The following is a 26,199-nucleotide window of genomic DNA, read 5'->3' as shown; positions in this document are numbered from 1 at the left end:
TTCAGGCTGTCCCACCTTCCTGCACCGTTTCCCCATGTGCGCCTTCGCTATCTTGCGCCGCCTTCGGCTCCTTGATCCGGAACCACGTCACGTAAAGCGCTGGCAGGAACAGCAACGTGATCGCCGTGCCGGCGATGATGCCGCCCATCATCGCATAGGCCATCGGCCCCCAGAACACTTCGCGCGCGATCGGGATCAGCGCCAGACTGGCGGCCGCCGCCGTCAACGCGATCGGCCGCATGCGGTGTTCGGTTGCCTCGATAACAGCCGCCCAGCGGTCCTTGCCTTCTGCGACAAGGTCCTCGATCTGCACGATCAGGATGACCGAGTTGCGGATCAGGATGCCGATCAGCGCCAGCACGCCGAGGATGGCGACGAAGCCAAGCGGTGCGCCGCTGGGCACCAGGGCCGCCACCACGCCGATCAGTCCGAGCGGTGCTACAGCCACCACAAGGAACAGGCGCTGGAAGCTTTGCAACTGCACCATCAGGATGGTCGCCATGACGAACAGCATCAACGGCACCACGGCGGCGATCGGTCCCTGGCTTTTGGCGCTTTCCTCGACCGAGCCGGCAGTCTGGACGGAATAGCCGGGCGGCAGCTTGGTGATGAAGGCGTCGAGCGATGGCTTCAGCTCGTTGACGACGGTGGCCGGCAGCACGTCGCCAACCAGCCCTGCGCGTACGGTGATCGTCGGAATGCGGTTGCGCCGCCACACAGTCGGCTGTTCGAGGTCGTAGCGGAAGTTGGCGACCGCCGCCAGCGGGATCGCCTCGCCGGTGCTGGTCGGCAGCTGCAAGTTCTGCAGCGTGTCGATCGAACCGCGTTCGGCCTCGCGCGAGCGGGCGATGACGTTGATCAGATAGGTGGCGTCGCGCACCTGGGTGATGGTGGCGCCGCCAACCGTGCTGTTCAGCGCGCTGGCGATGTCGGAGGAGGTGATGCCGAGTTGCCGCGCCTTGTCCTGCAGCACGTCGACCTTGAGCACGCGCTGGGGCTCGTTCCAGTCGAAAGTCGGCGCCGCCAGCTTTGGATTGGCCGAGATCAGGCCGGCGACTTGCTGCGCCAACTCCCGCACCGTCTGAATGTCGGGTCCGCCGACGCGGTACTGCACGGGACGGCCGACCGGCGGCCCGAGTTCGAGCGGCTTGACAAAGGCGTCGGTGCCGACGAACTCCTCGCGCAACAATTTCTCCAGCACCGGCTTGATCCGGTTACGGGCCTCGATGCTCTTGGTAACGATCACCGTCTGGCCGAAATAGGGATTGGCAGGCTGCACGTCGAAGGCGAGCAGGAAGCGCACCGCGCCCTGGCCGATATAGGACGAGAAATGGTCGATGTCCGGGTTGCCGGCCAGCGCCCGCCCTTCGAAACGCTCGATCTGGTCGCGCGTCTCGGTGATCGACGAGTTCTGCGGCAGGTTCCAGTCGACGATCAGCTCCGGCCGGTCGGAAGGCGGAAAGAACTGCTGCTGGACGAGGCCGAAGCCGGCTATCGAGCCGGCAAACAACAGCACGGTGGCGATGATGGTCAGCCAGTGATGTCGCACGGAGCCCAGGAGCACGCGCCGGAACAGGCTGGTGAAGCGGCCGGGTTTGTCGTGATGCTGTTGCTTCATCGTGGCCGGCAGGATGGTGACGCCGAGCAGCGGCGCAAACAGCACCGCTACGATCCACGACACCAAAAGCGAGACCGCGATGACGACGAACAGCGTGAAAGTGTATTCGCCGGCAGCGCTGTTGTTGAGGCCGATTGGGATGAAGCCGGCGACCGTCACCAACGTGCCGGTCAGCATCGGGAAGGCGGTCGAGGTGTAGACGTACGTCGCCGCCTTGCGCAGATTGTCGCCGACCTCCAACCGCGCCACCATCATCTCGACCGCGATCATCGCGTCGTCGACCAGCAGGCCGAGCGCGATGATCAGCGCGCCGAGCGAAATGCGCTGCAGCGAGATGCCGAGATAGGCCATGACCGTGAAGGTGATGGCCAGAACCAGCGGGATCGACAGCGCCACGACGAAGCCGGCGCGCATGCCGAGGCTGATGAAGGACACCGCGAGCACGATGGCGACCGCCTCGGCCAGCGCCCGGGTGAAGCCCGAAACCGCTTCCTCGACGATGACAGGCTGGTCGGCGACCAGATGCACGCCGACGCCGACCGGTAGGTCGCTCAGCACCTCTTTCATTTCCTTTTCCAGCGCCGCGCCAAATTCGAGCAGATTGGCGTTGGGCTTCATGCCGATGGCGAGCCCGATCGCATCCTGGCCGTTGAAGCGGAACAGCGACGTCGGCGGATCGGCATAGCCGCGCCGGATCGTCGCCACGTCGCTCAACCGGAAGAAGCGATCGTTGACGCGCAGATTGATGCCGCGCAGGCTCTCCTCGGAGGTGAACTGGCCACCGACGCGGACGCTGACACGCTCGGGCCCGGATTCGACGACACCCGACGGCGTGATGGCGTTCTGTGCCTGCAGGCTCGCCACGATCGCTTGCTGGTTGAGGCCAAGCGCTGCGATCTGACGGGTCGAGAATTCGAGATAGATGGCTTCGTCCTGCGCGCCCACCAGATCGACCTTGCCGGCGTTGGGCACGGCCAGGATTCTGGTCCTGACATCCTCGACATAGTCGCGCAGTTGGCGCGGCGTCAGCCCGTCCGAGGTGAAGGCGTAGATATTGCCGTAGACGTCGCCGAAGCGGTCGTTGAAGAACGGCCCCTGCACGCCTTGCGGAAACTGCGCCTTGATATCGTTGACCATGTTGCGCACCTGAATCCAGTTCGGAACGACATCGCGCGCCTTGGTGGTGTCCTTCAGGTTGACGAAGATGACGGTCTGGCCGGCGGTGGTGACTGATTTGGTGTAGTCGAGACTGTCGAGTTCCTCGAGCTTCTTCTCGATGCGATCGGTGACCTGTTGCAATGTCTCCTTGACCGACGCACCCGGCCAGTTGGCCTGGATGATCATCGTCTTAATGGTGAAGTTTGGGTCTTCCTCACGGCCGAGATTGAGGTAGGAGAAGATGCCGGCAACCACGAAGACCAGCATGAAATACCAGACCATGGAGCGGTGGCTGAGCGCCCAGTCAGAGAGATTGAAGCCCTTCATCAGACGCCGCCCTCCGGCACTTTGACTTTCTGGCCTTCGCTCAGGCTGTGGACGCCCGCCGTGACCACGCGCATGCCGGCTTCAAGCCCCTCGGCGACCGTGAAGGTCTCGCCATTCTTCGAGGCGACCTTGATGTCGCGTGCGCTCACGCTCGATGTCTGCGGATCGACGATCCACACCTTGTCGGAACCGTTCTTTTCCAGCAGCGCCGAGATGGGCAGTTCGATCGTCGGCACCACCTTGGTCATGCGGGTCGCCGTCACCGTCGAGCCGAGCCGGAAGGCCTGCGGCGGGTCGGTGAGCGCGAGCTTGACGCGCCGGGTGCGTGTCGAGCCCTCGGCCTGCGGCGCGATCTCGCGCAGCTTGGCCTGGGTCTCGATCGTCGGCAGCGATTGCAGGATGACCTGGAACGGCGTACCGGCCGTGAGATCGCCGGTCAGTTGATCGGGGATATCGACCACCGCCTCGCGCAGATCCGACCGCGCCACGGTGACGACCGTCTGGCCGGCCGAGACCGTCTGCCCGACCTCGGCGCCGACCGCGGTGACGACGCCATCGAAATCCGAGAACAGCCTGGCATAGCCAAGCTGTTCCTGCGATTTCGCCAGCGCTGCCTTGGCCCGTTCGACGTTGGCTTCCGCTGCTTTGCGTGCCTGCTGCGCGGCATCGAAGACGGCCTGCGTGGCGTTGGCCGAGGCGAGCAGCTGGCGCTGACGCTCCTCGCTGGCGGCAGCGTTGGCGAACTGTGCTTCGGCATTGGAGAGCTCGGCCGTGGCTGCTTGCACCGCCAGCTCCAGCGCGGTCGGGTCGAGCGCGGCGATCGTCGTGCCCTTGCTGACAATGTCGCCGACCTTGACGTCGCGCGAGACGACCCGGCCGAGCAGGCGGAAGGCAAGGTCGGCGCTGATCTGCGGCTCGATCGAGCCGGCAAAGCCGAAGGTCTGGGTGGTGCGCGGCTCGATCACGACCGACAGCACCGGCCGGATGATTTCCGGCGGCTTTTCATCCGATTTCGAGCAGGCGGCGAGCGCGCCAAGCGCAAACAGGCCAAGCATGATCCGTGGCAACCGGTTCATTGGCCCGCCCCCGATATCTCGACCGTCTGGCCGGGACTGAGCAACTGCCCGCCGGCGGTCACGACGCTTTGGCCTTCGTTCAGACCGCTGGCGATGACGACCGTGCCCGAATCGAAGGCCAGCACGTCGACCGGCGTCGTTGCCACCGCCTTGGTCGAGGGATCGACGATCCAGACCGCCGGTTTGCCGGCGCTGGACGTCAGCGCCTGCCAGGGCAACAGGATCGCCTTCGCCGGCTTGGCGCTGACCGAGCCGATGACGGCCGCCCCCAGCGGCATGCCGGCCGGTGTATCGGCAATGCCGATCTTGACCCGGATCGAGCCGGAGGCCTGGTCTACCGCCGGCGCAATTTCGCGCACCGTGCCTTTTGCCCGGACCTGCGGGTCGGACAACAGCGTGATCGTCACCGCCGGCGAGGGCGGCGTCTTGGCGACCAGCGTCTCCTGGACGTTGAACACCGCATCGCGGTCGCCGTCCTCGGCGACGGTGAAGACGGTTTGCGCCGCTTGCACCACCTGGCCGGTTTCGACCTGGCGGGCGGTGATGACGCCGGGGGCGCCGGCCTTGAGCTCCGTGAAGGACAGGTTTTGCTGGGCATTGGCGAATGCGCTCTGCGCGGCGTCGACGCTGCCTTGCGCCACCTTCAGCGCCTGATCGGCGGCGTCATAGTCGCGCCTGGTGGTGAAGCCCTGGGCAAGTAGCGTCTTCTGCCGCTCGAAGGCGGCGGCGGACTGCGTCAGTTGCGCTTGTGCCGCATCAAGATCGGCCTGTGCCGATCGCAAATCGGATTGCTGCTCCTGCGGATCGATGCGGGCAAGCACCGTGCCCTGGTCGACATGCTGGCCGACATCGACAAGCCGCTCGGCAACGCGGCCGCCGACCCGGAACGACAGATTGTTCAGCGTGCGTGCCGCGATCACCCCGGTCAGCGAGGTTCTCGGCGCATAGTCGGCCATCGCCACCGTTTCGGTGCGCACCATGATCGGCAGTTTCTTGTCCGCCGCTTGCTGCTTCTGGCAACCGGCCAGCAGCAATACGGCTGTGCAGACGCACACTGCCGACACGGTTTGAAAAGACAAAAGGCTGGAGGTTCTGACGGATGATGGCGAGACGGACGATGTCGCGTTCCTGCTCATGGGCTCCCCCAGCCGCGGGTCGCTCGCTGATCGCGATGCCTCGCGGATATCTGGAGGATAATCGATCTCCGCAAAAAGGAAACCGGTCTCGTACGCGTATCGCCCGACTGGTTAAGGCTGGGATCTGCCCGTCGCAGGCCCAATCGCCAGCCGATGGTGCCGACTTGAGGAAAACGTGAAATAAGGTCAGAAGACATCTGATCAACGAGAACGGGCGCCGGCCCGATGAGGGATATCATGAAGAATTCAGCCATTTCCGAACGCAAGAACCAGTCGATCTCGCGCGGCGTCGGCATGACCACGCAGATTTATGCCGACCGGGCTGAAAATTCGGAAATCTGGGATGTCGAGGGCCGCCGCTACATCGACTTCTCCTCCGGCATCGCCGTCGTCAACACTGGCCATCGCCATCCCAGGGTAATCGAGGCGGTCAAGGCGCAGCTCGATCGCTTCACCCACACCTGCCACCAGGTCGTGCCCTATGAGAGCTATGTGCGATTGGCCGAAAGGCTGAACGCCATGCTGCCCGGCAAGTTCGAGAAGAAGACCATCTTCGTCACCACCGGCGCCGAGGCGGTCGAGAACGCGATCAAGATCGCCCGCAACGCCACTGGCCGCCAGGCCGTCATCGCCTTCGCCGGCGGCTTCCACGGCCGCACCTTCATGGGCATGGCGCTGACCGGCAAGGTCGTGCCCTACAAGGTCGGTTTCGGCGCCATGCCGGGCGACGTCTATCACGCGCCGTTCCCGGTACCGCTGCACGGCGTGTCGGTCGCCGATTCGCTGGCTGCACTCGACCGGCTGTTCAAGGCCGATGTCGATCCGGCCCGCGTCGCCGCCATCATCATTGAGCCGGTACAGGGCGAGGGCGGCTTCTACGACGCGCCACGCGAATTCCTGACGGCACTGCGCAAGCTCTGCGACCAGCACGGCATGCTGCTCATCGCCGACGAGGTGCAGACCGGCTTTGCCCGTACCGGCAAGATGTTCGCGATGGACCATCATGAAGTCGCTGCCGACATCACCACCATGGCCAAGAGCCTGGCCGGCGGCTTCCCGCTGGCGGCGGTCACCGGCCGCGCCGAGATCATGGATGCGCCCGGCCCCGGCGGTCTCGGCGGCACCTATGGCGGCAGCCCGATCGGCGTCGCCGCGGCGCACGCCGTGCTTGACGTGATCGAGGACGAAAAGCTCTGCGACCGCGCCAACACGCTGGGTGCAAGGCTGAAGCAGCGCCTGCAGTCGATCCGTGATGACGTGCCCGAGATCGTCGATATCAGGGGTCTCGGCTTCATGAACGCGGTCGAGTTCAACGACGTCAAGAAGGGCCTGCCATCGGCCGAGATCGCCAACGCGATTAGGCTGAAGGCGCTCGACAAGGGCCTGATCCTGCTGACCTGCGGCGTCTACGGCAACGTTATCCGCTTCCTGGCGCCGATCACCATCCAGGACGAGATCATGAACGAAGCGCTCGACATACTTGAAAGCTCGATCCGCGAAGTCTGCGCGGCCTGAACTGGAGCTTGCCTTCTCACCGTCACTATACGGGGAGAAGGTGCCGGCAGGCGGATGAGGGGCAGCGCCGACGCTCCAGATCGGGATCTTCCCGCAGCTCTGCCAACTAGCCCGCAGCCCTTGCCGGCTCATCCTGCTGAAACGCGGCCAGCGCCGCTTTCAGCCCTTCGGGACCAGCTGCGATTGTCTGTGGCGTCGGCGAGAAGCCGGCGCCGAGCATCTTGCGGCCGAGCATGTGGTCGCCGGGGCGGTTGACGGATTCGATGCCGAGCAGCCGGTCGCCGGCATAGTGATAGATCGAGAACTTGTTGTCGGGCAGATCGCCAAGCACGACATGGCTGTCGCCGCCGGCGGTCAGCCCTACCATCTGCAGCTTCATGTCGCCAATGTCGGACCAGAACCATGGCACCGCCGAATAGGCATCGGCGTGGCCCGTGATGGTGCGGGCGGCAAGCCGCGCCTGGTCGGTGGCGTTCTGCACCGATTCCAGCCGCACATCGCCGCCGGTGAACCAGTGCCGATAGGAGGCGGCGTCGCCGATGGCCAGGATTTCCGGCACCGAGCTGCGCATATGGTGGTCGACGCGGATGCCGTTGGCGATTGTGAGGCCGGCGTCCTGAGCCAGTTCGACATTGGGCACCGCGCCGATGCCGACAATGACCATGCGCGCCGGCAGCCTTTCGCCCGACGAGGTGATCGCGGCGGCGACATGGCCGTTTTCGCCCTCGAGTTTTGAAATCGAGGTGCCAGTCAGGATGCGCACGCCGGTTGCTTCCAGCCTTTGCCGGACATGGCTCGCCACCACCGGCGCCACGGCGCGGCCGAGCAGCCGGTCGACCGCTTCCACCACCGTCACCGTGCGGCCGGCCGAACGCAGCGTCGCGGCGATCTCCAGCCCGATAAAGCCGCCACCGAGGATGACGACATCTTCGCTCTGCGCGCTCAGCTCCCGGATCAGCCGCGCATCGGCCAGCGACCGCAATGACAAAACGCCGGACAGATCCGAGCCCGGCAGCGGCAGGACACGTGGGCGCGATCCAGTCGCCAGGATCAGGTGGTCGAAGGCAAGCGCGCCGCCGGCGATGTCGAGGCGGCGTCCGCCGGCATCGATGCGGTCGATCCGGATGCCCGGCCGGTAGTCGATGGCGTTGCCGGTATAAAACGCCTCGCCCCGCAAGGGTTGCGGTTTGGCCTCGGCATCCTTGATGAAGGTCTTCGACAGCGGCGGCTTGTGGTAGGGCAGTTCGTTCTCGTCACTAATGAGGATCACCGGCCCGTCATAGCCGTCCTCGCGCAGACTGGCGGCCGCCTGCACGCCCGCATGACCCGCACCGACAATGACCACGCCGTTCTTCATCGCGTCCCAAATCCTGATTCGATCCTAGAATCTCTCGCCAGGTGGCAATTGTCTGGCACCGCCGCAAGTGAGCGTTTGCGGGTCGCACCCGGAACGGCGGCTGTCAATCGTACAGTTCGGCGGCAATGCCGGCGCAGGCGGGGCATAAAGTTGACTGTTGTAGTTTAGAATAATTCTAAACTATTGTTTCGATTGAATTTTATCGATTCTGCCAGTTGACTTCCAGTGACGCCGACGCTTTATGAAGGCTCGCGCACATGCGCATCCCTTTGATGTCTGGGCCTTGAACCCGTTCGATTGGAGGCATTTTGGTGTCTTTCTTCCCTGAACCGCGCGATGGCGCGGCAAGTCTTGGCGCATTTGGCATCGATATGGTCTGGCGCCGGCCGGCGCGCGCGCCGTTTATAGAATTTCCGAGAAACTGGAGAGCGATAATGACAGCACGATACGGCGGCAGGCTTGCGGCGATTGGTGCCACGGCGCTGCTGACGGCAGCGGTGTTTGTGCTGCCTGCCAAGGCCGAAACCGACGCAAAGGCCGTTATCAAGACCTATGCCGACATCGGGCTCGCCAAATACGAGGATTCACTGACCACGGCGCAGGCTCTCGACAAGGCGGTCGATGCACTGCTCGCCAAGCCCTCAGCAGACACGCTCAAGGCCGCCCGCGACGCCTGGAAGGCCGCGCGCGTGCCCTACCAGCAGACCGAGGTCTACCGCTTCGGCAACAAAATCGTCGACGACTGGGAAGGCGAGGTGAATTCCTGGCCGCTGGACGAAGGCCTGATCGACTACGTAGCCAAGAGCTACGGCACGGAATCGGACACGAATTCGCTCTATACGGCCAATGTGATCGCCAACAAGGAAATCGAGATCAACGGCAAGAAGGTCGACGCCTCGAAGCTTTCGCCGGAATTCCTCTCCGGCACGTTGCAGCAAGCCGGCGGTATCGAGGCCAATGTCGCCACCGGCTATCACGCCATCGAATTCCTGCTCTGGGGTCAGGACCTGCACGGCACCGGCCCGGGCGCCGGTGAGCGCCCCTACACCGACTACGACCTCAAGAACTGTACCGGCGGCAATTGCGATCGCCGAGCCGAATATCTGAAGTCCGCCAGCACGCTTCTGGTTTCCGACCTGCAGGAAATGGTCGGCAACTGGAAGGAAGATGGCGCGGCGCGCAAGAACCTGGTCGATGGCGAGCCGAACACGGCGATCTCGGTCATCTTCACCGGCATGGGCTCGCTGTCCTATGGCGAACTCGCCGGCGAGCGCATGAAGCTCGGCCTGTTGCTGCACGATCCGGAGGAGGAGCAGGACTGCTTCTCCGACAACACCTACAATTCGCATCTCTATGATGCGATCGGTATCCGCGGCGCCTACCTCGCCAGCTATACCAGGCTCGACGGCACCGTCGTTTCGGGGCCTTCGGTACACGACATGGTCAAGGCGGCCGATCCGGCGATCGACAAGGAACTGTCCGATAAACTCGACGTCACCGTCGCCAAGATGGAGGCGATCAAGGCGCGGGCACTGGCCGGCGAGGCCTATGACCAGCAGATCGCCGAAGGCAATACGGCAGGTAACGCCACCGTGCAGGCGGCGATCGACGCGCTGATCGACCAGACAAAGTCGATCGAACGCGCCGTCGGCTCGCTGAAACTCAACGCCATTGCCTTCGAGGGATCCGACAGTCTCGACGCACCCGACAAGGTGTTCAAGTAAGCGCCGAAACCTGGAGCCTGGTCCGAAGCCTGACAATCGGCTTCGGAGTGGGCTCCAGGGCCAAAACAAGCCACACGGCGCGGGAGGCGCCGTCAGCCATCCGAGCACTATAAATGCTGATCTGCCATTGCAATATCATCACGGAGAAGGAGATCGAGCAGACGATCCTCGGGCTGCTGGACCAGGATCCCTGGCAACTCATCGTGCCGGCCAAGGTCTACCACTCGATGCAAAAGCGTGGCCGCTGTTGCGGCTGCTTCCCAAATGTGGTCGAAACGATCATCCGGGTCACCGAAAATTACCATGCCCGCTCGGAGGCGAGCGGCGTGGATATCGTTTCACATCTGGATCGCGTCAGAGGCCTGCGCGTCCAATACGGGAGCAGAACCCATGAAAGGCGAAAGTCAGATCATCGAGCGGCTTAACGAGGCTCTTTTCCTGGAGCTTGGAGCCGTCAATCAATATTGGGTGCATTTCCGTCTGCTGGAGGACTGGGGGTATACCAAACTGGCCAAGAAAGAGCGTGCCGAATCGATCGAGGAGATGCATCACGCCGACAAGCTCATCGCCCGCATCATCTTCCTTGAAGGCCATCCGAACCTGCAGTCCGTGGCGCCGCTGCGCATCGGCCAGAACGTCAAGGAAGTGCTCGAATCTGACCTTGCCGGCGAATATGACGCGCGCACGGCCTACAAGCGTTCGCGCGAGATCTGCCACGAGATTGGTGATTACGTGACCATGAAACTGTTCGAGGATCTGCTGGCTGACGAGGAAGGTCACATCGACTTCCTCGAGACGCAGCTCGACCTGCTCGCCTCGATCGGTGAGGAGAAGTACGGCCAGCTCAACGCCGACGCGGCCAACGAGGCGGAGTAAAGGCATGCGGGAATGCGGCGCCTCTTAGAATTCTTGCGCCGCTCGCGGTGGGCCGGCGGCTCGCCGCTTCTCCTGAAAAGACCAGCCGGACTGGCTCGTCGCACCATCCTTGTTTTGGCGCTGACATCGTCGGCGATTGCCGGCGACCTTCAGCCAGCTGGGCTCGCCACCACGCGCAACGACCTTAATCAAAAAGATCAGGCGCGCGTCATCGCCGTCACCAGGCCGACCACGGATTTCTCCAAACCCGAGCCGTTCGAGCTGATGCAAGGTGGCGCCGGCACCTCGGAGAAAGAGATCAGCCGCGATGCCTTCTCGCAATCCTCGGCCAACCTCACCTTCGAGGAAGAGGGTACTTTCAAGCTCGGCAACGCTTTGTTTCGCAAGAACTGGGTCTCGTCGCCATCCTCGACGCAGGCGTCGGACGGGCTCGGCCCGCTGTTCAATGAACGCGCCTGCCAGAACTGCCATCTGAAGGATGGCCGCGGCCGTCCGCCGCAAGGCGATACCGGCACCACCTCGATGTTCCTGCGGCTGGCGCGAGACGCCAGCAACGCCGAGGAGAAAGCAGCCGTCGCCAGCCACCAATTGCTCAATTTTCCCGACCCGGTCTATGGCACGCAGTTGCAGGAGCTGGCGGTGCCTGGCCTGCGCGGCGAAGGCAGGATGCATGTCGCCTATCAGGAACGTAAGGTGGAGCTGACGGACGGCACGGTGGTTTTCCTGCGCAAGCCAGGCTATTCCGTCACCGATCTCGCCTATGGGCCGCTTGATCCGCGCACCACGCTGTCGCCGCGTCTGACGCCGCCGATGATCGGCCTTGGCCTGATCGAACAGATCGCGCCGGCTGACATTCTGGCCAATGCCGACCCGGACGATCGAAACGGCGATGGCATTTCCGGCAGGCCGAACATCGTGCGCGACAGCCTGAGCGGGGAACTGACGCTTGGCCGTTTCGGCTGGAAGGCGCAGACCGCCTCGATCCGCCAGCAGGCGGCGGATGCCTTTGCCGGCGATATCGGCATCTCGACGCCGGAAGAGCCGAAACATTGGGGCGACTGCACCTCGGCGCAAGCAAAATGCCTGGCCATGCCGAATGGCGTGCAGGCGCGCCTCGGCCCGGTCGAGGCACCGGCGCCGGTGATGGATCTCGTCACCTTCTATTCGCAGAACCTCGCCGTGCCGGCACGACGCGATCTCGCCGCGCCTGATGTGCTCGCCGGCAAGAAGGTGTTCTATGAGATCGGCTGCGTTTCCTGCCACACGCCGAAATTCGTCACCCGCCGCGACGCGCCCAACAAGGCGCAGGCCTTTCAGTTGATCTGGCCCTATTCCGACTTCCTGCTGCACGACATGGGTCCCGATCTGGCCGACGGCCAGGCTGTGGGCGAGGCGACGGGCAGCGAATGGCGCACCCCGCCGCTGTGGGGCATTGGCCTCACCGAGACGGTCAACGGCAATTCCTTCTTTCTGCACGATGGCCGCGCGCGCAGCCTGACAGAGGCGATCCTGTGGCATGGTGGTGAGGCGCAAAAGGCGCGCGACCGCTTTGCCGCCGCCAAAGCGGCCGAGCGCGATGCGCTGCTCAAATTCCTGGAGTCACTCTAATGCTGAAGCGTTCCGCGCTGGTTCTCGTTCTGCCGCTGGCCCTGCTGGCTGCCTTCCCGGCATCGGCGGCTGTGAAAGCCTCCGACATCATCCAGCGGGCGATCGACGGCTTTGTCAGGCCGGCCTATGCCGACCTGCACCAGCATGCGGAAGCCCTGACGAAGGCGATGCGCAAGCTCTGCGAAGCGCCTTCGCAAGGGGAACTCAACGCGGCGCGGGCCGAATTTTCGGCCACGGTCTATGCCTGGTCGTCGGCCGAGATCATCGGCTTCGGGCCGATCAAGGAGAACAACCGTCTGGAGCGCACACTGTTCTGGCCAGATCGCAAGAGCATCGGCCTGAAACAAGTGCAGGCGGTGCTGTCGAACAAGGACGCCGGCGCCACCGATCCGGCACAACTGGCCGCCAAGAGTGTCGCCATGCAGGGGCTCGGTGCGCTGGAATTCGTGCTTTTCGGCGATGGCGCCGACGCGCTGGCGGGCAAGGATGATCCCTATCGCTGCGCCTATGGCGCGGCGGTTGCCGGCAATATCGAAACCATGGCCGGTGAAGTCAGCGCAGCCTGGAACAAGCCGGACGGTTTTGCCGCACTCTGGGCCAATCCGGGACCGCAGAACCCACTCTACCGCGACGGCAACGAAGCGGTGACCGAACTGGTCGGCGTTTTCATCAACGAATTGGAGATGGTGAGGGATGTCCGCCTGAAAGGCTTTTTCGGCGGCAAGCCCGAGGCGGACAAGGCGAAGCTGGCGATCTACTGGCGTTCGCAAAACACCGCCAATGCGCTAGCGGGAAACCTCGCCGGCATCGATGCGCTGTTCCAGGCATCCAAGCTTGGCGATGCCTTGCCTGAAGATGCGCGCTGGATGGCGGAATCGATCCATATCCAGTTGGTAAACGGCGTCGCCACCGCGAAGTCCATTCAGGGTCCCATCGACAAGACGCTCGCCGACCCGGCGCTGCGCGAAAAACTCGAGCATTTCGTGCTGATCACCTCCAGCCTGTCGACCCTGATCGGCACCAGGCTGACCGCCGAATTCGGCCTGACCGCTGGCTTCTCCTCGCTGGATGGGGACTGAGCATGCGCACGCCGCTCATTGACCGTCGCGACTTTCTGAAAGCAGCAGGCATCGGCTTTGCCGCCGCGATGGCGCCGTCGGCCTGGGCAAAGACGCTTGCTGCCGACGCCGTGTTCGCTACCGCCTTCGTCAAGCGTGACGGCAGTTTTGGCGCCGCCGTTCTGTCAGAGGCCGGCAAGGTGCTGCATGCAATCGACCTGCCAGATCGCGGCCATGATGTCACTTTCGATCCCATCTCGAAGCGTTCGGTGGTCTTCGCCCGCCAGCCCGGCACCTTCGCCGTGGTGTTCGATCACACCGGGCGGGACGCCCCGCTGACCATCGCCAGCATCACCGGCCGGCATTTCTTCGGCCATGGCGTGTTCTCGCCTGACGGCGCCCTGCTCTACGCCACCGAGAACGATTTCGACAACGCCGCCGGCGTCGTCGGCGTCTACGATGCGCGGGCGAAATTCAATCGCATCGGCGAATTTCCGACCTATGGCATGGGGCCGCATGAACTCCTGCTGCTGGGCGACGGCAGGACGATCGCGGTCGCCAATGGCGGCATCGAGACCCATCCGGACTATGGCCGCGCCGAGCTCAACATCGCGACCATGAAGCCGTCCTATGTGCTCATCGACCGCGCTACCGGAGACTTGATCGAGAAGCATGAATTGCCGGCGGCACTGCACCAGCTGTCGATCCGTCACATGGACACCGACCCGTCGGGCACCGTCTGGTTCGGCTGCCAGTACCGCGGGCCGGGCACCGATCGTCCGCTGCTGGTCGGCCGCGCCGCGCGCGGCAAGGAGTTGCAGCTTCTCGACATGCCGCAGGACGTATTGTCGGGCTTTCGCAATTATATCGGCTCGGTCGCTGCCAACGCGACAGCCGGCACCGTCGCCGTCTCGTCGCCGGAAGGCAATTCGCTTGTCGTGATCGATGCGGCCAGCGGCCGGGTCGTCTCGTCCAGCGCGCTGGTCGAGGTCTGCGGCCTCGCACCAGACGGATCGGGCTTCATGGCCACCACGGGCGCCGGCGAGATCATCGAGGGCAGCGGCGCGACACGGGTAGAACCGGACTACGTCTGGGACAACCACATGCTGCGCATCGAACAGGTCTGATAGCGCGCTGGCGGAACCGAAGCCGCTTAACAAATTAAGCTTGCGGTGGCGCGCCGTGGCGGGCACAGGAAGGTGTTTCTCGGAACCGGTCGTTTCATGAAAGTGCTTGCCATCGACTGTGCCGCCAGCCTCTGCGCCGCCTGCGTCTACGACGCGGCGGCTGGGCTGGAGCTTGGCCGCTCGGTGCTCGATCTCGGCAAGGGCCATGCCGAGCACCTGATGGCCGTCATCGCCGAGGCGCTGATGGCGGCCGAAACCGACTATGCCGGCCTTGGCGCCATTGCCGTGTCCGTCGGTCCCGGTTCCTTCACCGGCCTGCGCGTCGGCGTGTCGACAGCGCGTGGCCTGGCGCTGGCGCTGGAGATTCCGGCGATCGGTGTGACGACGCTCGAAGCGCTGGCGGCTGAAGCGGCGGCGGCATTTCCCGGCCGTGCAGTCCTGGCGGCGCTCGATGCCGGTCGGGAGGAAATCCATGCCGCGCTATACGACAGAACGTTAGTTTTGACTTACGGACCGGCGGTGACCACATTGCCGGAAGCCACTGCCTTGGCGGTAGAGAACTCCGCGGTGCTGGCCGGCACCGCGGCGGCACAGATCTCGGCATTGGCGAGCCGGGCTTCCGATATCGGGCCTCGGACGGCCACAGCCGACATTGTCACCTACGCCCGTCTGGCCGCCGCCAAAGGTGAGGGCGAAAGGCCGAAACCACTTTATTTGCGCGGCGCGGACGCCAAGCCGCAAGCCGGGTTCATTCTTTCAAGGCAAGAAAATTAGAATGCGCATACCTTTTCTCCAATCGCGGCGCCGGGACTATGCCCTCGAGCCGCTCAGGATCACCGACAGCCCCGCTGTGTCGCTGCTGCATCGCGAGGATTTCGTCCGTCCGTGGACCGATGGCGAGTTCGCCGCCTTGCTCGAGCAGGACACCGTGTTCGGTTATGCCGCGCGCGAAACCGGGCAGGGCGCCAAGCCGCCTGTCGGCTTCGTGCTCGCCCGTCTGGCCGCCGGTGAGGGCGAGATCCTGACCGTTGCGGTGGCGCGATCCCATCGCCGCCAGGGGCTGGGCTGGCAGTTGATGGATGCGGTGCTGCGCGAACTGCATGTGCAGCGCGCCGAAGCGCTGTTCCTCGAGGTCGACGAGACCAATGTCGCCGCGATCGCCCTTTACCGTCGGCTGGGCTTCCGCGAAGTCGGCAAGCGCCCGGATTACTACAAGTCGCCCGATCGCGGGCCGACCGGCGCGCTTGTCATGCGCCGCGATCTTCGCTAGCGAGAGATCGGGTAGGGCTAGGACTCATGATCGGAAAAATCAGGATTTTCCTGGCCCTGGGCCTTGTCGTCGCCGGTTCGCTGGTCCTTGTGCCATTGCAGATCCTGTCGATGAAGACCGGCTGGTGGCCGGAGACGGTCATTCTCAAGATCTGGCACAGGCTGATCCTCAGGACGCTCGGCATGCGCGTCCATGTCAAAGGGGCGTTGTCCGACAAACGGCCTCTGCTGGTTGCCGCAAACCACATCTCCTGGACCGACATCATGGTGCTGGGCTCATTTGCCGATGTGAAATTCATCGCCAGGGCCGATATGGAAGGCTGGCCGCTGATCGGCATGCTGTCGAAACTGCAACGCACCGTCTTCATCGAGCGCGAACGCAAGCGTTCCTCGGGCGACCAGGCGAGCGAGATCGCCAGCCGCATGGCCAAGGGCGACGCCATGGTACTGTTCGCCGAGGGTTCGACCGGTGACGGCAATGCCGTGCTGCCGTTCAAGAGCACGCTGTTCGGCGCCGCCTCGATGGCGATTTCGGAGGGTGCTGCCGAGCAGGTGTTCATCCAGCCGGTGGCGATCGCCTACACACGCCTGCATGGCGTACCGCTCGGCCGCCGCCATCGGCCGATCTCGGCCTGGATCGGCGACGAGGATTTGATGCCGCATCTCAAGGTGTTGATGGCGGAGGGCGCGCTCGACGTCGAGGTGCATTTCGGCGAACCGATTGCCTTTGCCAAGGGCTCGAATCGCAAGGAAACGGCCAGGCTGATGGAAAGCCAGGTGCGCGAGATGATGCAGGCGGCACTCGCCGATCCGCGCCCGAGCCGCTGATCGGGCGGCGCGCCCAAGCGGCGCATACCGAGAATCGTCTGTTTTTTGTCACGGAAAGGCGTTAGAAGCCGCCGGATGGACTTGAACACGATCGAAAGCGACGACATCGGCACCGTGGCCGGGCAGCCGGCTGCGCGCGCCACGGCAGCAAAAAAGGTCTTCATCAAGACCTATGGCTGTCAGATGAACGTCTATGATTCACAGCGCATGGGCGATGCGCTGGCCGCCGACGGCTATACCGCGACCGATGCCATCGACGAGGCCGATCTGGTGCTGCTCAACACCTGCCACATCAGGGAGAAGGCGGCGGAAAAGGTCTATTCCGAGCTCGGCCGCATCCGCGACATGAAGGCGGAGCGGGCTATTGCCGGCCGCGAACTGCTGATCGGCGTCGCCGGCTGCGTGGCGCAGGCCGAGGGTGCGGAGATCATCCGCCGTTCGCCGGCCGTCGATCTGGTCATCGGCCCGCAGACCTATCACCGACTGCCCGACGTGCTGGCGAGAGTCCGCAACGGCGAAAAGATCGTCGAGACCGACTACGCCATCGAGGACAAGTTCGACCATCTGCCGCAGCCGAAGCGCGCCGAGGTGATCAAGCGCGGAGTCACCGCCTTCCTTACCGTGCAGGAAGGCTGCGACAAGTTCTGCACCTTCTGCGTCGTGCCCTACACCAGGGGCTCGGAAGTGTCGCGGCCGGTGGCGCAGATCGTCGCCGAGGCCGAACGCCTGGCCGATGCTGGCGTGCGCGAGGTCACGCTGCTTGGCCAGAACGTCAATGCCTGGCACGGCCAGGGCGAAAACGGCGAGGAATGGGGCCTTGGCCGCCTGCTGTTCAGGCTGGCAGAAATCCCCGGGCTGGCGCGGCTGCGATATACCACCAGCCACCCGCGCGACATGGACGACGAACTGATCGCCGCCCACCGCGACCTGCCGGCGCTGATGCCTTATCTGCATCTGCCGGTGCAATCGGGGTCCGACCGCATCCTGAAAGCGATGAACCGCAGGCATACGGCCGGGGATTATCTGGCGCTGCTCGACCGCATCCGTGCCGCGCGGCCGGACATCGCGCTGTCTGGCGATTTCATCGTCGGCTTCCCCGGCGAGACCGAAGCCGATTTCGAGGCGACCATGGAATTGGTGCGCGAGGTGAACTACGCCTCGGCCTTTTCGTTCAAATATTCGCCACGCCCCGGCACGCCGGGCGCGGAGATGCCCGATCATGTGCCCGAAACGGTCAAGGACGAGCGCTTGCAGCGCCTGCAGGCACTGCTCTTGAAACAGCAGCAGGACTTCGGTTCGAGCCTGGTCGGCAGCACCATCGACACGCTGATCGAGAAGCCCGGACGGCAGGCTGGACAGAAGGTCGGCCGCTCACCTTGGCTGCAGCCGGTTATTGTTGATGAAAAGGCCGGCGAAATCGGTGACATTATCCAGGTGCGAATCACGAAGACGGGCTACAACAGCCTGTTCGCCGAATTGGCCTGATGGTCTCGGCAGATGAGGAGAGACGGTTGAGCGCAGCAGAGCTGAAGAACCTGCCCCCGGTACCGGCATCTGGGGCTTCTGACATGGCGCACATCGTTCTGACTTTCGACAACAACAAGCTTGCCAGCGCCCTTTACGGTCAGTTCGACGAAAACCTCGCCCGGCTCGAGCAGAAGCTTGGCGTCGACATCCGCTCGCGCGGCAACCAGTTGACCATCAAGGGGTCTGCTTCTGCCGCCGAACAGGCGCGCCGCGCCTTGGACAATCTCTACGGGATTCTGCAGAAGGGCGTCGATATCGGCCAGTCCGATGTCGATGGCGCCGTGCGCATGGCGGTCGCCGCCGACGATCAGCTGACGTTGCCGACGCTGGAACGCAAGGGCAAGGTCTCCGCTGCCCAGATCGCCACCCGCAAGAAGACAATCTATGCCCGTTCGCTGAACCAGGACGCCTATATGCGGGCGCTGGAACGGTCGGAACTGGTGTTCGGCATCGGTCCGGCCGGTACCGGCAAGACCTATCTGGCGGTGGCGCATGCGGCGATGCTGCTCGAACGCGGCATGGTCGAGCGCATCATCCTGTCGCGGCCGGCTGTCGAGGCCGGCGAGCGGCTGGGCTTCCTGCCGGGCGACATGAAGGAAAAGGTCGATCCGTATCTGCGGCCGCTCTATGACGCGCTCTACGACATGATGCCGGCCGACAAGGTCGAGCGCGCCATTGCCGCCGAAGTGATCGAAATCGCGCCGCTCGCCTTCATGCGCGGCCGCACGCTGGCCCATGCCGCCGTCATTCTCGACGAGGCGCAGAACACCACGCCGATGCAGATGAAGATGTTTCTCACCCGTCTAGGCGAGAACTCGCGCATGATCGTTACCGGCGATCCGACGCAGATCGACCTTCCTCCGAGCACCAAATCGGGCCTGGTCGAAGCCTTGCGTGTCCTCGACGGCGTGGCCGGCGCGGTCACCGTGCGCTTCAACGATATCGACGTCGTTCGCCATCCGCTGGTGGCGGAAATCGTCAGGGCCTATGACCGCGACGCCAAGCTGGCCCGCGGCCTGGGCGCCGAGAATTGACTTTGACGATGCGGCTTCATGCCTGAGGACAAAATATTCGTCGACGGGAATCTCCCCGTCGACATCGATATATCGGTCGAAGCGGGCGACTGGCCCGATGAGGCCAGCCTGACGCGGCTGGTCGATCGCGCGGTTGACGCTGCTTTTGCCGAGACCGGCGTCACGGGTCGTTCCGAACTCAGCATCGTTTTTTCCGACGACGCCCATATCCGGACCCTCAATGCCGACTGGCGCGGCAAGGACAAGCCCACCAACGTCTTGTCTTTCCCGGCTTTTCCGTTTGTACAAGGTGGCCCATTGCCGCCGATGCTGGGCGATATCGTGCTCGCCGCCGAGACGGTTTCACGCGAAGCGGCACTGGAAGACAAGCCGGTGCAGAACCATATCACCCATCTCGTCATCCACGGCCTGCTGCATTTGCTGGGCCATGATCACGAGACCGACGCCGAGGCCGAGGAGATGGAAGCGATCGAACGCGCAGCCCTTGCAAGGCTTGCCATTCCCGATCCCTACGCGTAACTACATCTGACAATTGACCGGACGACGATGAACGACAAACCAGAAACTGCCGCCCGCCCCGACGCCGGCAGTACGCCCAAGGCTTCCGATACGTCGGAAGAGGGATCAAGTCCGAGTACCGTTACCCCTGCTGTTGCCAACACCGGCAACGCTGCCAGCGAGCATTCGCCCGCCGGACCTTCCCTGTTCGACCGTGTTTTGGGCCTGTTCAGGCAACGCAACGGCACCAGCCTGCGTGAGGAAATCGCCGGCGCGCTGGCCGAGACGGCCAGTGACGCCGAATCCTTCTCGCCCGGCGAGCGCGCCATGCTCAACAACATCCTGCGCCTGCGCGAAGTGCGCGTCGAGGATGTCATGGTGCCGCGCGCCGACATCGAGGCGGTCGAGATCACCACGACGCTCGGCGACCTCCTGGGCACCTTCGAGCAGTCCGGCCATTCCCGCATGCCGGTCTATTCCGAGACGCTCGACGATCCGCGCGGCATGGTCCATATCCGCGACGTGCTGGCCCACATCACCAAGCTCGCGCGCGTCAAGAAGGGCCGCACGACCAGGAAGACCCCTGTCGCCACGCAACTGGATCTCGCTCAGGTCGACCTCGCACGCACCATCGGCGAGCTCAATCTGATCCGCCAGGTTCTGTTCGTGCCGCCATCGATGCTTGCTTCCGACCTGATGGGCCGCATGCAGACAACGCGCACGCAGATGGCGCTGGTCATCGATGAATATGGCGGCACGGACGGGCTTGTTTCGCTCGAGGACATTGTCGAGATGGTCGTCGGCGATATCGAGGACGAGCATGACGATGACGAGCCGATGATCACCCAGGCGGGTGACGGCGTCTTCATCGTCGACGGCAAGGCCGAGATCGACGAAGTCGCCAAGATGATCGGCGAAGACTTCGCCGCCGGCGAACATGGCGAATATGTCGACACCATTGGCGGCATGATCTTCAACACGCTCGGCCGTGTGCCGGCACGCGGTGAGGTGGTGCAGGCCATTCCGGGCTTCGAGTTCCATGTCCTCGATGCCGATCCGCGCCGCGTCAAGCGCGTGCGCATCGTGCAGAGCCAGAAGGGCGAGCGCCGCCGGCGCGTCACGGCGCGCACCGAACAGGCGTGAGTTTTCCGCTGGCCCGATGACGATCGACGACCCGTTCAAGCACGCGAGTCTGGGTTCCGGTGTCTTCTACAGGGATCCTCTTGCCGCGCTGGCGTGGCTGCAAGCCGCTTTCGGCTTCGAGCGCAGCATGGTGGTCAGCGATGCCGACGGAACGCTCGTCCATGCCGAGATGCGGTTCGGCGATTGCTACATCATCGTCGATTCCGAATGGAGTGAGTATGTCGCGAGCCCGGCTTCGGTCTCGGGCAAGAACACGCAATCGGTCTATGTCAGGCTCAAGGACGGCCTGGATGCGCATTCCGAACAGGCGCGGGCGGCGGGCGCTGACATAATCCAGGAACCGGCTGATCAGTTCTACGGCGAACGCCAGTACCGGGCCCGCGACCCCGAAGGCCATGTCTGGACCTTCACCCAGCCCATCCGTTCCGTTTCCCGCGAAGAGGCCGAGCGGTTGAGCGGTCTGCGCATTGAGGGCTGGCACCGGTAGCGCAGCGATCGGGTCATCGCGGCTGACAGGTCGGCGTTTGGAGCACGGGCCGTGGCCTGATAAATCTTGCATCCTGATTCGCGCGACTCGGAAGTATGCATGGAGCGCCTGGCCGGCCGGATAATTCTGCTTTGGGGTTGGCGGCGCGCGCTCGTGGCGTTTCTTGCAGGCGCCCTGGCGGTGCTTGGCCAGGCGCCCTACGATTTTTTCGCCGCCTGTTTCATCTCGTTTCCGCTGCTGGTCTGGCTGCTCGACGGCGCGACCGGCGAAGCCTCCGGCAGCCTGTTTCGGCGCCTGCGGCCGGCCTTCGCCGTCGGCTGGTGGTTCGGTTTCGGCTATTTTCTCGCCGGCCTCTGGTGGATCGGCTCAGCGTTGCTGGTCGAGGCCGACGACTTTGCCTGGGCGCTTCCCTTCGCCGTGATCGGCATTCCCTTCGCGCTCGCCTTTTTCTACGGCTTCGCAACGATGGTCGCCCGGCTGCTGTGGAGCAGCGATATCGGCCGCATCGCCGCACTTGCCTTCGGCTTTGGGCTGACCGAGTGGCTGCGCGGTTTCCTGTTCACCGGCTTTCCCTGGAATGCAATCGGCTACGCGGCGATGCCGGTGCCTCTTCTTATGCAGAGCGTGTCGGTGACCGGCATGATCGGCATGAACGTGCTTGCCGTGTTCCTTTTTTCATTGCCGGCGCTGCTGGCGGCGCGCCGGCACCTTCGCCTGGGCGCCGCACTGTTCGTCGCGGTTGCATCAGCCCATGTCGGATTCGGCTATGTCAGGCTCACTGCCCCTGAAAAGCCGGCGGAGCGCAGCCTGGATGTCCGCATCGTCCAGCCTGCCGTCGATCTCAGTGAAAAATGGGACGCCTCGGTGCGCGACCGCATCTTCGCCACCTTGCTCGGCCTCTCTGCCAAGGCGCCGGACCCCGGTCACGGTAAGCCACAACTCATTCTCTGGCCGGAAACCTCGGTGCCGTTCCTTTTCACCGAGCGCCCGGACGCGTTGACGGCGCTGGGCGACATGCTGGCCGACGGCCAGATGCTGATCGCCGGCGTCGTTCGCGAGGAAGGCGGCTCCGCGGCAGCCGACAGCCGCTATTACAACTCCGTGGTGGCGATCAACGACAAGGGTGAAATCGCTGACGCCGTCGACAAGGTCCATCTGGTGCCGTTCGGCGAATACCTGCCTTTCGCCGACTTGCTCAACCGTTTCGGCATCGCACAGCTTGTCGCCGGTCCGGTGACGTTCGCCGCCGGCAACGAGCGCCACGCCATTGCGCTGCCGGGCGGCATCCGTGCCCTCCCATTTATCTGTTATGAGGTGATCTTTCCCGATCTTGTGGCAGTTGACGCTACGTCAGCGCAGCTTATTGTGAACGTTACCAATGATGCCTGGTTCGGGGACACGCCGGGACCGTATCAGCATTTCAGGCAGGCCCAGATTCGTGCGGTGGAGAACGGATTGCCCTTGCTGCGTGCTGCCAACAACGGCATCTCGGCCGTCGTCGATCCACACGGACGCATCGTCGATGCGTTGGCGATTAACGCGCGCGGAGCCATCGATGTGAAGGTGCCGATTGCCGGACAGACGGTCGTTTCCTCGGACCAGCGGCGCATTAACGGAATGCTGATCATGTTGCTGTTTGCGCTCGTGGGGGCTCTGTTGAACGTAAGGCAAAGGCTACGGGTGAATTGACAGTCGACACATTAGAAACTCATACTGTATCGCCTGAAAATTTCTCGAAGCCGGTGGATCGTACTGTTGGGGCAGTCGCCTCCGGCCTTTTTTGGGCGAGAAAAAAATCACAAAGCCGAAAAAATTCGGCGAGGAAAAAATGACAGAAGAAAACAAGAAGAAACCGAATCCCATCGACATCCATGTTGGAAGTCGCGTCCGGCTTCGGCGCAACATGCTCGGAATGAGCCAGGAAAAGCTGGGCGAGAATCTCGGCATCACATTTCAACAGATCCAGAAATATGAAAAGGGCACCAACCGCGTCGGCGCCAGCCGGCTGCAGGCGATAGCCTCTATACTCGGCGTGCCCGTCGCCTTCTTTTTCGAGGATGCGCCCGGCCAGGAAGCGGTGGCCGGCCGTGGCTTTTCGGAGGATGCGTCGATGGCTTTCGCCGTTGAGTTCTGCGGCAGTCCCGAAGGCCTTCAGCTCAACCGGGCCTTCGTCAAGATCGCCGACGTCAAGGTGCGCCGCAGGATCATCGACCTGGTGAAGTCGCTCGCCGCGGACGATCTCGACTGACCCTCAATGCGCCTCGAACCGGCGGCATTCGCCGCCGGTGGCACAAGATATCGACATCGACAGTCGTGCCAGAATGCCGGCAACGCTTGACGAGCGGCGCTTTGCCCCGCTAACACGTGGCGCGCCAAAATCGGCAGCCTGCCGATCGTTTTTCAAGAGGGGACACCCGTGACGCGGCAGAACTACTTCTTTACCTCGGAATCCGTTGCCGAGGGCCATCCCGACAAAGTCTGTGACCGGATCTCCGACGAGATTGTCGATCTGGTCTACCGCGAAGCCAAGAAGACCGGCATGGACCCATGGAAAGTCCGTGTCGCCTGCGAGACCTTGGCAACCACCAACCGTGTCGTCATCGCCGGCGAAGTGCGCGTCCCCGAGACGCTGCTGAAGAAGGACAGGGCCGGCAATATCCTCAAGGATGCGGCCGGACATTCGATCATCAACCCAGCCAAGTTCAAGTCGGTCGCCCGCAAGGCGATTCGCGAGATCGGCTATGAACAGGCCGGTTTCCACTGGAAGACCGCCAAGATCGAAGTCTTGCTGCATGGCCAGTCGCCCGACATCGGCCAGGGCGTCGACAACGCCGCCGACCGCCAGGGCGAAGAAGGTGCCGGCGACCAGGGCATCATGTTCGGCTATGCCTGCCGCGAGACGCCGGACCTGATGCCGGCGCCGATCTATTACAGCCACAAGATCCTCGAACTTCTGGCCGCCGCCCGTCACGAAAACAACGGCGAGGCCGGCAAGCTCGGCCCGGACGCCAAGAGCCAGGTCACTGTCCGCTACATCGACGGCAAGGCAGCCGAGGCGACGCAGATCGTGCTGTCGACCCAGCATCTCGACGCAACCTGGGATTCGAAGAAGGTGCGCAAGGTCGTCGAACCCTACATCCGCGAAGCATTGGGCGACCTCAAGATTGCCGACGATTGCATGTGGTACATCAACCCGACCGGCAAGTTCGTCATCGGCGGCCCGGACGGCGACGCCGGCCTCACCGGCCGCAAGATCATCGTCGACACCTATGGTGGCGCGGCACCGCATGGCGGCGGCGCGTTCTCCGGCAAGGACACCACCAAGGTCGACCGTTCGGCAGCTTACGCGGCGCGCTATCTGGCCAAGAATGTCGTGGCGGCGAAGCTTGCCGACCGCTGCACCATCCAGCTTTCCTACGCCATCGGCGTCGCCCAGCCTCTGTCGGTCTATGTCGACCTGCACGGCACCGGCAAGGTCGACGAGGCAAAGCTCGAGGGCGCGCTGCGCACCGTGATGGACCTGTCGCCGTCAGGCATCCGCCGCCATCTCGACCTCAACAAGCCGATCTACGCCAAGACGTCGTCTTACGGCCATTTCGGCCGCAAGGCTGGCCGTGACGGGTCTTTCTCCTGGGAAAAGACGGATCTCGCCAAGGCGCTTAAGGATGCTGTCGCGGCCTGAGCGCCACGACAGACCTGCGACCAGATGAGCCCGCAAGACAGGCCAAGCCGTGCGACCGAAGCCTTTTTCGGTCGCCGGCGCGGCAAGCCCGTTCGCCCGCAGCAGGCAGCGGCCCTGGAAAGCGGGCTTGGCGCCTACCGGCTCGATCTGACGGCTGAGGCGCCGTCGGATCTGCGCACTCTGTTTGAAACTGATGTTTCGGCCGTGCGACTGGAGATCGGCTTTGGCGGCGGCGAACATCTTCTGCACCGGGCCATCGAGGCGCCGGCGGTCGGCTTCATCGGTGTAGAGCCCTTCGTCAACGGCATGGCCAAGATGATGATGGCCGTGCGGGCAAGGCCACTGGCCAATCTCAGGGTCCATGACGATGACGCCACCCGGCTGCTCGATTGGCTGCCGCCGGCCTCGCTCGACGGCATCGACCTTCTCTATCCCGATCCCTGGCCGAAAAAGAAACACTGGAAGCGGCGCTTCGTCAGCCCGGTCAATCTCGACCGTTTTGCGCGCGTCCTGAAGAAGGGTTCGAAATTCCGCTTCGCGTCAGATATCGACACGTATGTGAACTGGACCTTGCTGCATTGCCGGGCGCATGGCGCCTTCGCATGGCAGGCCGCGGAAGCGGCGGACTGGCACCGTCCCTACGACGGCTGGCCGAGCACGCGTTACGAGGCGAAAGCCATTCGCGAGGGCCGGCGGCCCGCCTATCTGACCTTTGTCAGGAAATAGGCGCCAACATGGCGCCTGTTTCCAGATTTTCAGAAACGGCCGATCCTGTTGAAAATAGCCGGATCCATGCCGAGTGTGCGCAAATCGTCGGCGCGCGGCTTGCGGCCGGCTTCCACGGCACGCGACGCGGCGACCGCGCTGCCGAATGTGGTGAAGAGATCGCCCAAGGCGGAAAATAATCTGCGGTTGCTCATGATCTTGTCCTTTCGCACGCCACCGCGTGCCGGTTCTGTTCGTGTCGTGGCTAACAAATAAGAGCGCTCCGCCGGCTCTCACAGGGGGATTGTCGCATGGCGGCCATGCGCCTGGAGCAATGCTGATGCTGTCAGCGCTTTTGCCGGACCGGCACGGCGGGCTTGAAACACCGGCCATGTTCGTTTATATCAGCCTCAAATTCTTGGTCGGTATGACGAAGAGTGGGTCCA

24 protein-coding genes are annotated in these 26,199 nt (G+C 63.7%); 19 read left to right on the top strand and 5 right to left on the bottom strand.

Translation table 11 applies throughout. The annotated features are described in order from the left end of the window. Nucleotide 1 precedes the first annotated feature (1 nt). The 3 genes from AC56QX_RS01695 to AC56QX_RS01685 are packed head-to-tail and all read right to left on the bottom strand — an operon-like array spanning nucleotide 2 to nucleotide 5,315. Nucleotides 2-3,103, bottom strand: a complete 3,102-nt coding sequence (locus AC56QX_RS01695; protein ID WP_497113426.1) for an efflux RND transporter permease subunit — start codon at nucleotides 3,101-3,103, stop codon at nucleotides 2-4. Further along, a complete protein-coding gene (locus tag AC56QX_RS01690) occupies nucleotides 3,103-4,179 on the bottom strand; it encodes an efflux RND transporter periplasmic adaptor subunit (protein ID WP_497113425.1) in 1,077 nt (358 codons plus the stop codon). Before AC56QX_RS01690 ends, AC56QX_RS01695 begins: the two co-directional genes overlap by 1 nt. Then, nucleotides 4,176-5,315 carry an efflux RND transporter periplasmic adaptor subunit gene (locus tag AC56QX_RS01685; RefSeq protein WP_497113424.1) on the bottom strand — a complete coding sequence of 380 codons (1,140 nt, stop codon included), beginning with the start codon at nucleotides 5,313-5,315 and terminating at the stop codon, nucleotides 4,176-4,178. The genes AC56QX_RS01690 and AC56QX_RS01685 overlap by 4 nt, the downstream gene beginning before the upstream one ends. A 237-nt stretch (nucleotides 5,316-5,552) precedes the next feature. Here AC56QX_RS01685 and AC56QX_RS01680 point away from each other — a divergent pair, with 237 nt between their 5' ends. Next, complete coding sequence (locus tag AC56QX_RS01680; RefSeq protein ID WP_027043559.1) at nucleotides 5,553-6,830, top strand: 4-aminobutyrate--2-oxoglutarate transaminase; 1,278 nt, start codon at nucleotides 5,553-5,555, stop codon at nucleotides 6,828-6,830. 106 nt (nucleotides 6,831-6,936) lie between these two features. Here the strand turns inward: AC56QX_RS01680 and AC56QX_RS01675 are convergent, their stop codons facing one another. After that, a complete protein-coding gene (locus tag AC56QX_RS01675; protein ID WP_497113423.1) occupies nucleotides 6,937-8,187 on the bottom strand; it encodes an NAD(P)/FAD-dependent oxidoreductase in 1,251 nt (416 codons plus the stop codon). A gap of 434 nt (nucleotides 8,188-8,621) precedes the next feature. On the opposite strand from AC56QX_RS01675, the gene AC56QX_RS01670 reads away from it, so the two are divergent. The 18 genes from AC56QX_RS01670 to trmB all read left to right on the top strand — a co-directional run bounded on the left by AC56QX_RS01670 (nucleotide 8,622) and on the right by trmB (nucleotide 25,774). Further along, entirely contained in the window at nucleotides 8,622-9,911 is a 1,290-nt protein-coding gene (locus AC56QX_RS01670) for an imelysin family protein (RefSeq protein WP_497113422.1), read from the top strand. Nucleotides 9,912-10,024: 113 nt separating this feature from the next. Then, nucleotides 10,025-10,336, top strand: a complete 312-nt coding sequence (locus AC56QX_RS01665) for a (2Fe-2S)-binding protein (protein ID WP_497113421.1) — start codon at nucleotides 10,025-10,027, stop codon at nucleotides 10,334-10,336. Beyond that, the gene (bfr, locus tag AC56QX_RS01660; protein WP_258585963.1) at nucleotides 10,302-10,787 is read left to right on the top strand and encodes a bacterioferritin; all 486 of its coding nucleotides are present in this window, start codon (nucleotides 10,302-10,304) and stop codon (nucleotides 10,785-10,787) included. Before AC56QX_RS01665 ends, bfr begins: the two co-directional genes overlap by 35 nt. A 12-nt stretch (nucleotides 10,788-10,799) precedes the next feature. Continuing rightward, nucleotides 10,800-12,395, top strand: a complete 1,596-nt coding sequence (locus AC56QX_RS01655; protein ID WP_497113420.1) for a di-heme oxidoreductase family protein — start codon at nucleotides 10,800-10,802, stop codon at nucleotides 12,393-12,395. Continuing rightward, a complete protein-coding gene (locus tag AC56QX_RS01650; RefSeq protein WP_497113419.1) occupies nucleotides 12,395-13,474 on the top strand; it encodes an imelysin family protein in 1,080 nt (359 codons plus the stop codon). Before AC56QX_RS01655 ends, AC56QX_RS01650 begins: the two co-directional genes overlap by 1 nt. A gap of 2 nt (nucleotides 13,475-13,476) precedes the next feature. Then, nucleotides 13,477-14,580, top strand: coding sequence for a DUF1513 domain-containing protein (locus AC56QX_RS01645; protein ID WP_497113418.1), 1,104 nt, complete (start codon nucleotides 13,477-13,479; stop codon nucleotides 14,578-14,580). A 96-nt stretch (nucleotides 14,581-14,676) separates the two neighbouring features. Next, nucleotides 14,677-15,354, top strand: coding sequence for a tRNA (adenosine(37)-N6)-threonylcarbamoyltransferase complex dimerization subunit type 1 TsaB (tsaB, locus tag AC56QX_RS01640; protein WP_497113417.1), 678 nt, complete (start codon nucleotides 14,677-14,679; stop codon nucleotides 15,352-15,354). Nucleotide 15,355: 1 nt separating this feature from the next. Further along, entirely contained in the window at nucleotides 15,356-15,850 is a 495-nt protein-coding gene (rimI, locus tag AC56QX_RS01635; RefSeq protein ID WP_497113416.1) for a ribosomal protein S18-alanine N-acetyltransferase, read from the top strand. Nucleotides 15,851-15,876: 26 nt separating this feature from the next. Continuing rightward, nucleotides 15,877-16,677 (top strand): lyso-ornithine lipid O-acyltransferase, encoded by an 801-nt coding sequence (gene olsA / locus AC56QX_RS01630; protein ID WP_497113415.1) that lies wholly within the window; start codon nucleotides 15,877-15,879, stop codon nucleotides 16,675-16,677. 75 nt (nucleotides 16,678-16,752) lie between these two features. Next, complete coding sequence (gene miaB / locus AC56QX_RS01625) at nucleotides 16,753-18,162, top strand: tRNA (N6-isopentenyl adenosine(37)-C2)-methylthiotransferase MiaB (RefSeq protein WP_497113414.1); 1,410 nt, start codon at nucleotides 16,753-16,755, stop codon at nucleotides 18,160-18,162. An 83-nt stretch (nucleotides 18,163-18,245) separates the two neighbouring features. Beyond that, nucleotides 18,246-19,238, top strand: a complete 993-nt coding sequence (locus AC56QX_RS01620) for a PhoH family protein (protein ID WP_023766987.1) — start codon at nucleotides 18,246-18,248, stop codon at nucleotides 19,236-19,238. Nucleotides 19,239-19,256: 18 nt separating this feature from the next. Next, complete coding sequence (gene ybeY, locus AC56QX_RS01615) at nucleotides 19,257-19,757, top strand: rRNA maturation RNase YbeY (RefSeq protein ID WP_497113413.1); 501 nt, start codon at nucleotides 19,257-19,259, stop codon at nucleotides 19,755-19,757. Nucleotides 19,758-19,784: 27 nt separating this feature from the next. Next, nucleotides 19,785-20,879, top strand: coding sequence for a hemolysin family protein (locus AC56QX_RS01610; RefSeq protein WP_497113412.1), 1,095 nt, complete (start codon nucleotides 19,785-19,787; stop codon nucleotides 20,877-20,879). A gap of 16 nt (nucleotides 20,880-20,895) precedes the next feature. Next, the gene (locus AC56QX_RS01605) at nucleotides 20,896-21,366 is read left to right on the top strand and encodes a VOC family protein (protein ID WP_497113411.1); all 471 of its coding nucleotides are present in this window, start codon (nucleotides 20,896-20,898) and stop codon (nucleotides 21,364-21,366) included. 99 nt (nucleotides 21,367-21,465) lie between these two features. Continuing rightward, on the top strand, nucleotides 21,466-23,055 hold the full coding sequence (gene lnt / locus AC56QX_RS01600) for an apolipoprotein N-acyltransferase (protein WP_497113410.1): 1,590 nt from the start codon (nucleotides 21,466-21,468) through the stop codon (nucleotides 23,053-23,055). A gap of 139 nt (nucleotides 23,056-23,194) precedes the next feature. Then, complete coding sequence (locus AC56QX_RS01595) at nucleotides 23,195-23,614, top strand: helix-turn-helix domain-containing protein (protein WP_027032979.1); 420 nt, start codon at nucleotides 23,195-23,197, stop codon at nucleotides 23,612-23,614. A 168-nt stretch (nucleotides 23,615-23,782) separates the two neighbouring features. Continuing rightward, nucleotides 23,783-25,048, top strand: coding sequence for a methionine adenosyltransferase (metK, locus tag AC56QX_RS01590; protein WP_497113409.1), 1,266 nt, complete (start codon nucleotides 23,783-23,785; stop codon nucleotides 25,046-25,048). A 24-nt stretch (nucleotides 25,049-25,072) separates the two neighbouring features. Further along, nucleotides 25,073-25,774, top strand: coding sequence for a tRNA (guanine(46)-N(7))-methyltransferase TrmB (gene trmB / locus AC56QX_RS01585; RefSeq protein ID WP_497113408.1), 702 nt, complete (start codon nucleotides 25,073-25,075; stop codon nucleotides 25,772-25,774). 29 nt (nucleotides 25,775-25,803) lie between these two features. Here trmB and AC56QX_RS01580 read toward each other — a convergent pair whose 3' ends face one another. Beyond that, the gene (locus AC56QX_RS01580; RefSeq protein ID WP_477441123.1) at nucleotides 25,804-25,968 is read right to left on the bottom strand and encodes a hypothetical protein; all 165 of its coding nucleotides are present in this window, start codon (nucleotides 25,966-25,968) and stop codon (nucleotides 25,804-25,806) included. Between the last annotated feature and the right edge of the window lie 231 nt (nucleotides 25,969-26,199).

Source organism: Mesorhizobium sp. RCAM 06353, assembly GCF_059683585.1.
This window is presented reverse-complemented; position numbering and strand designations above follow the sequence as displayed.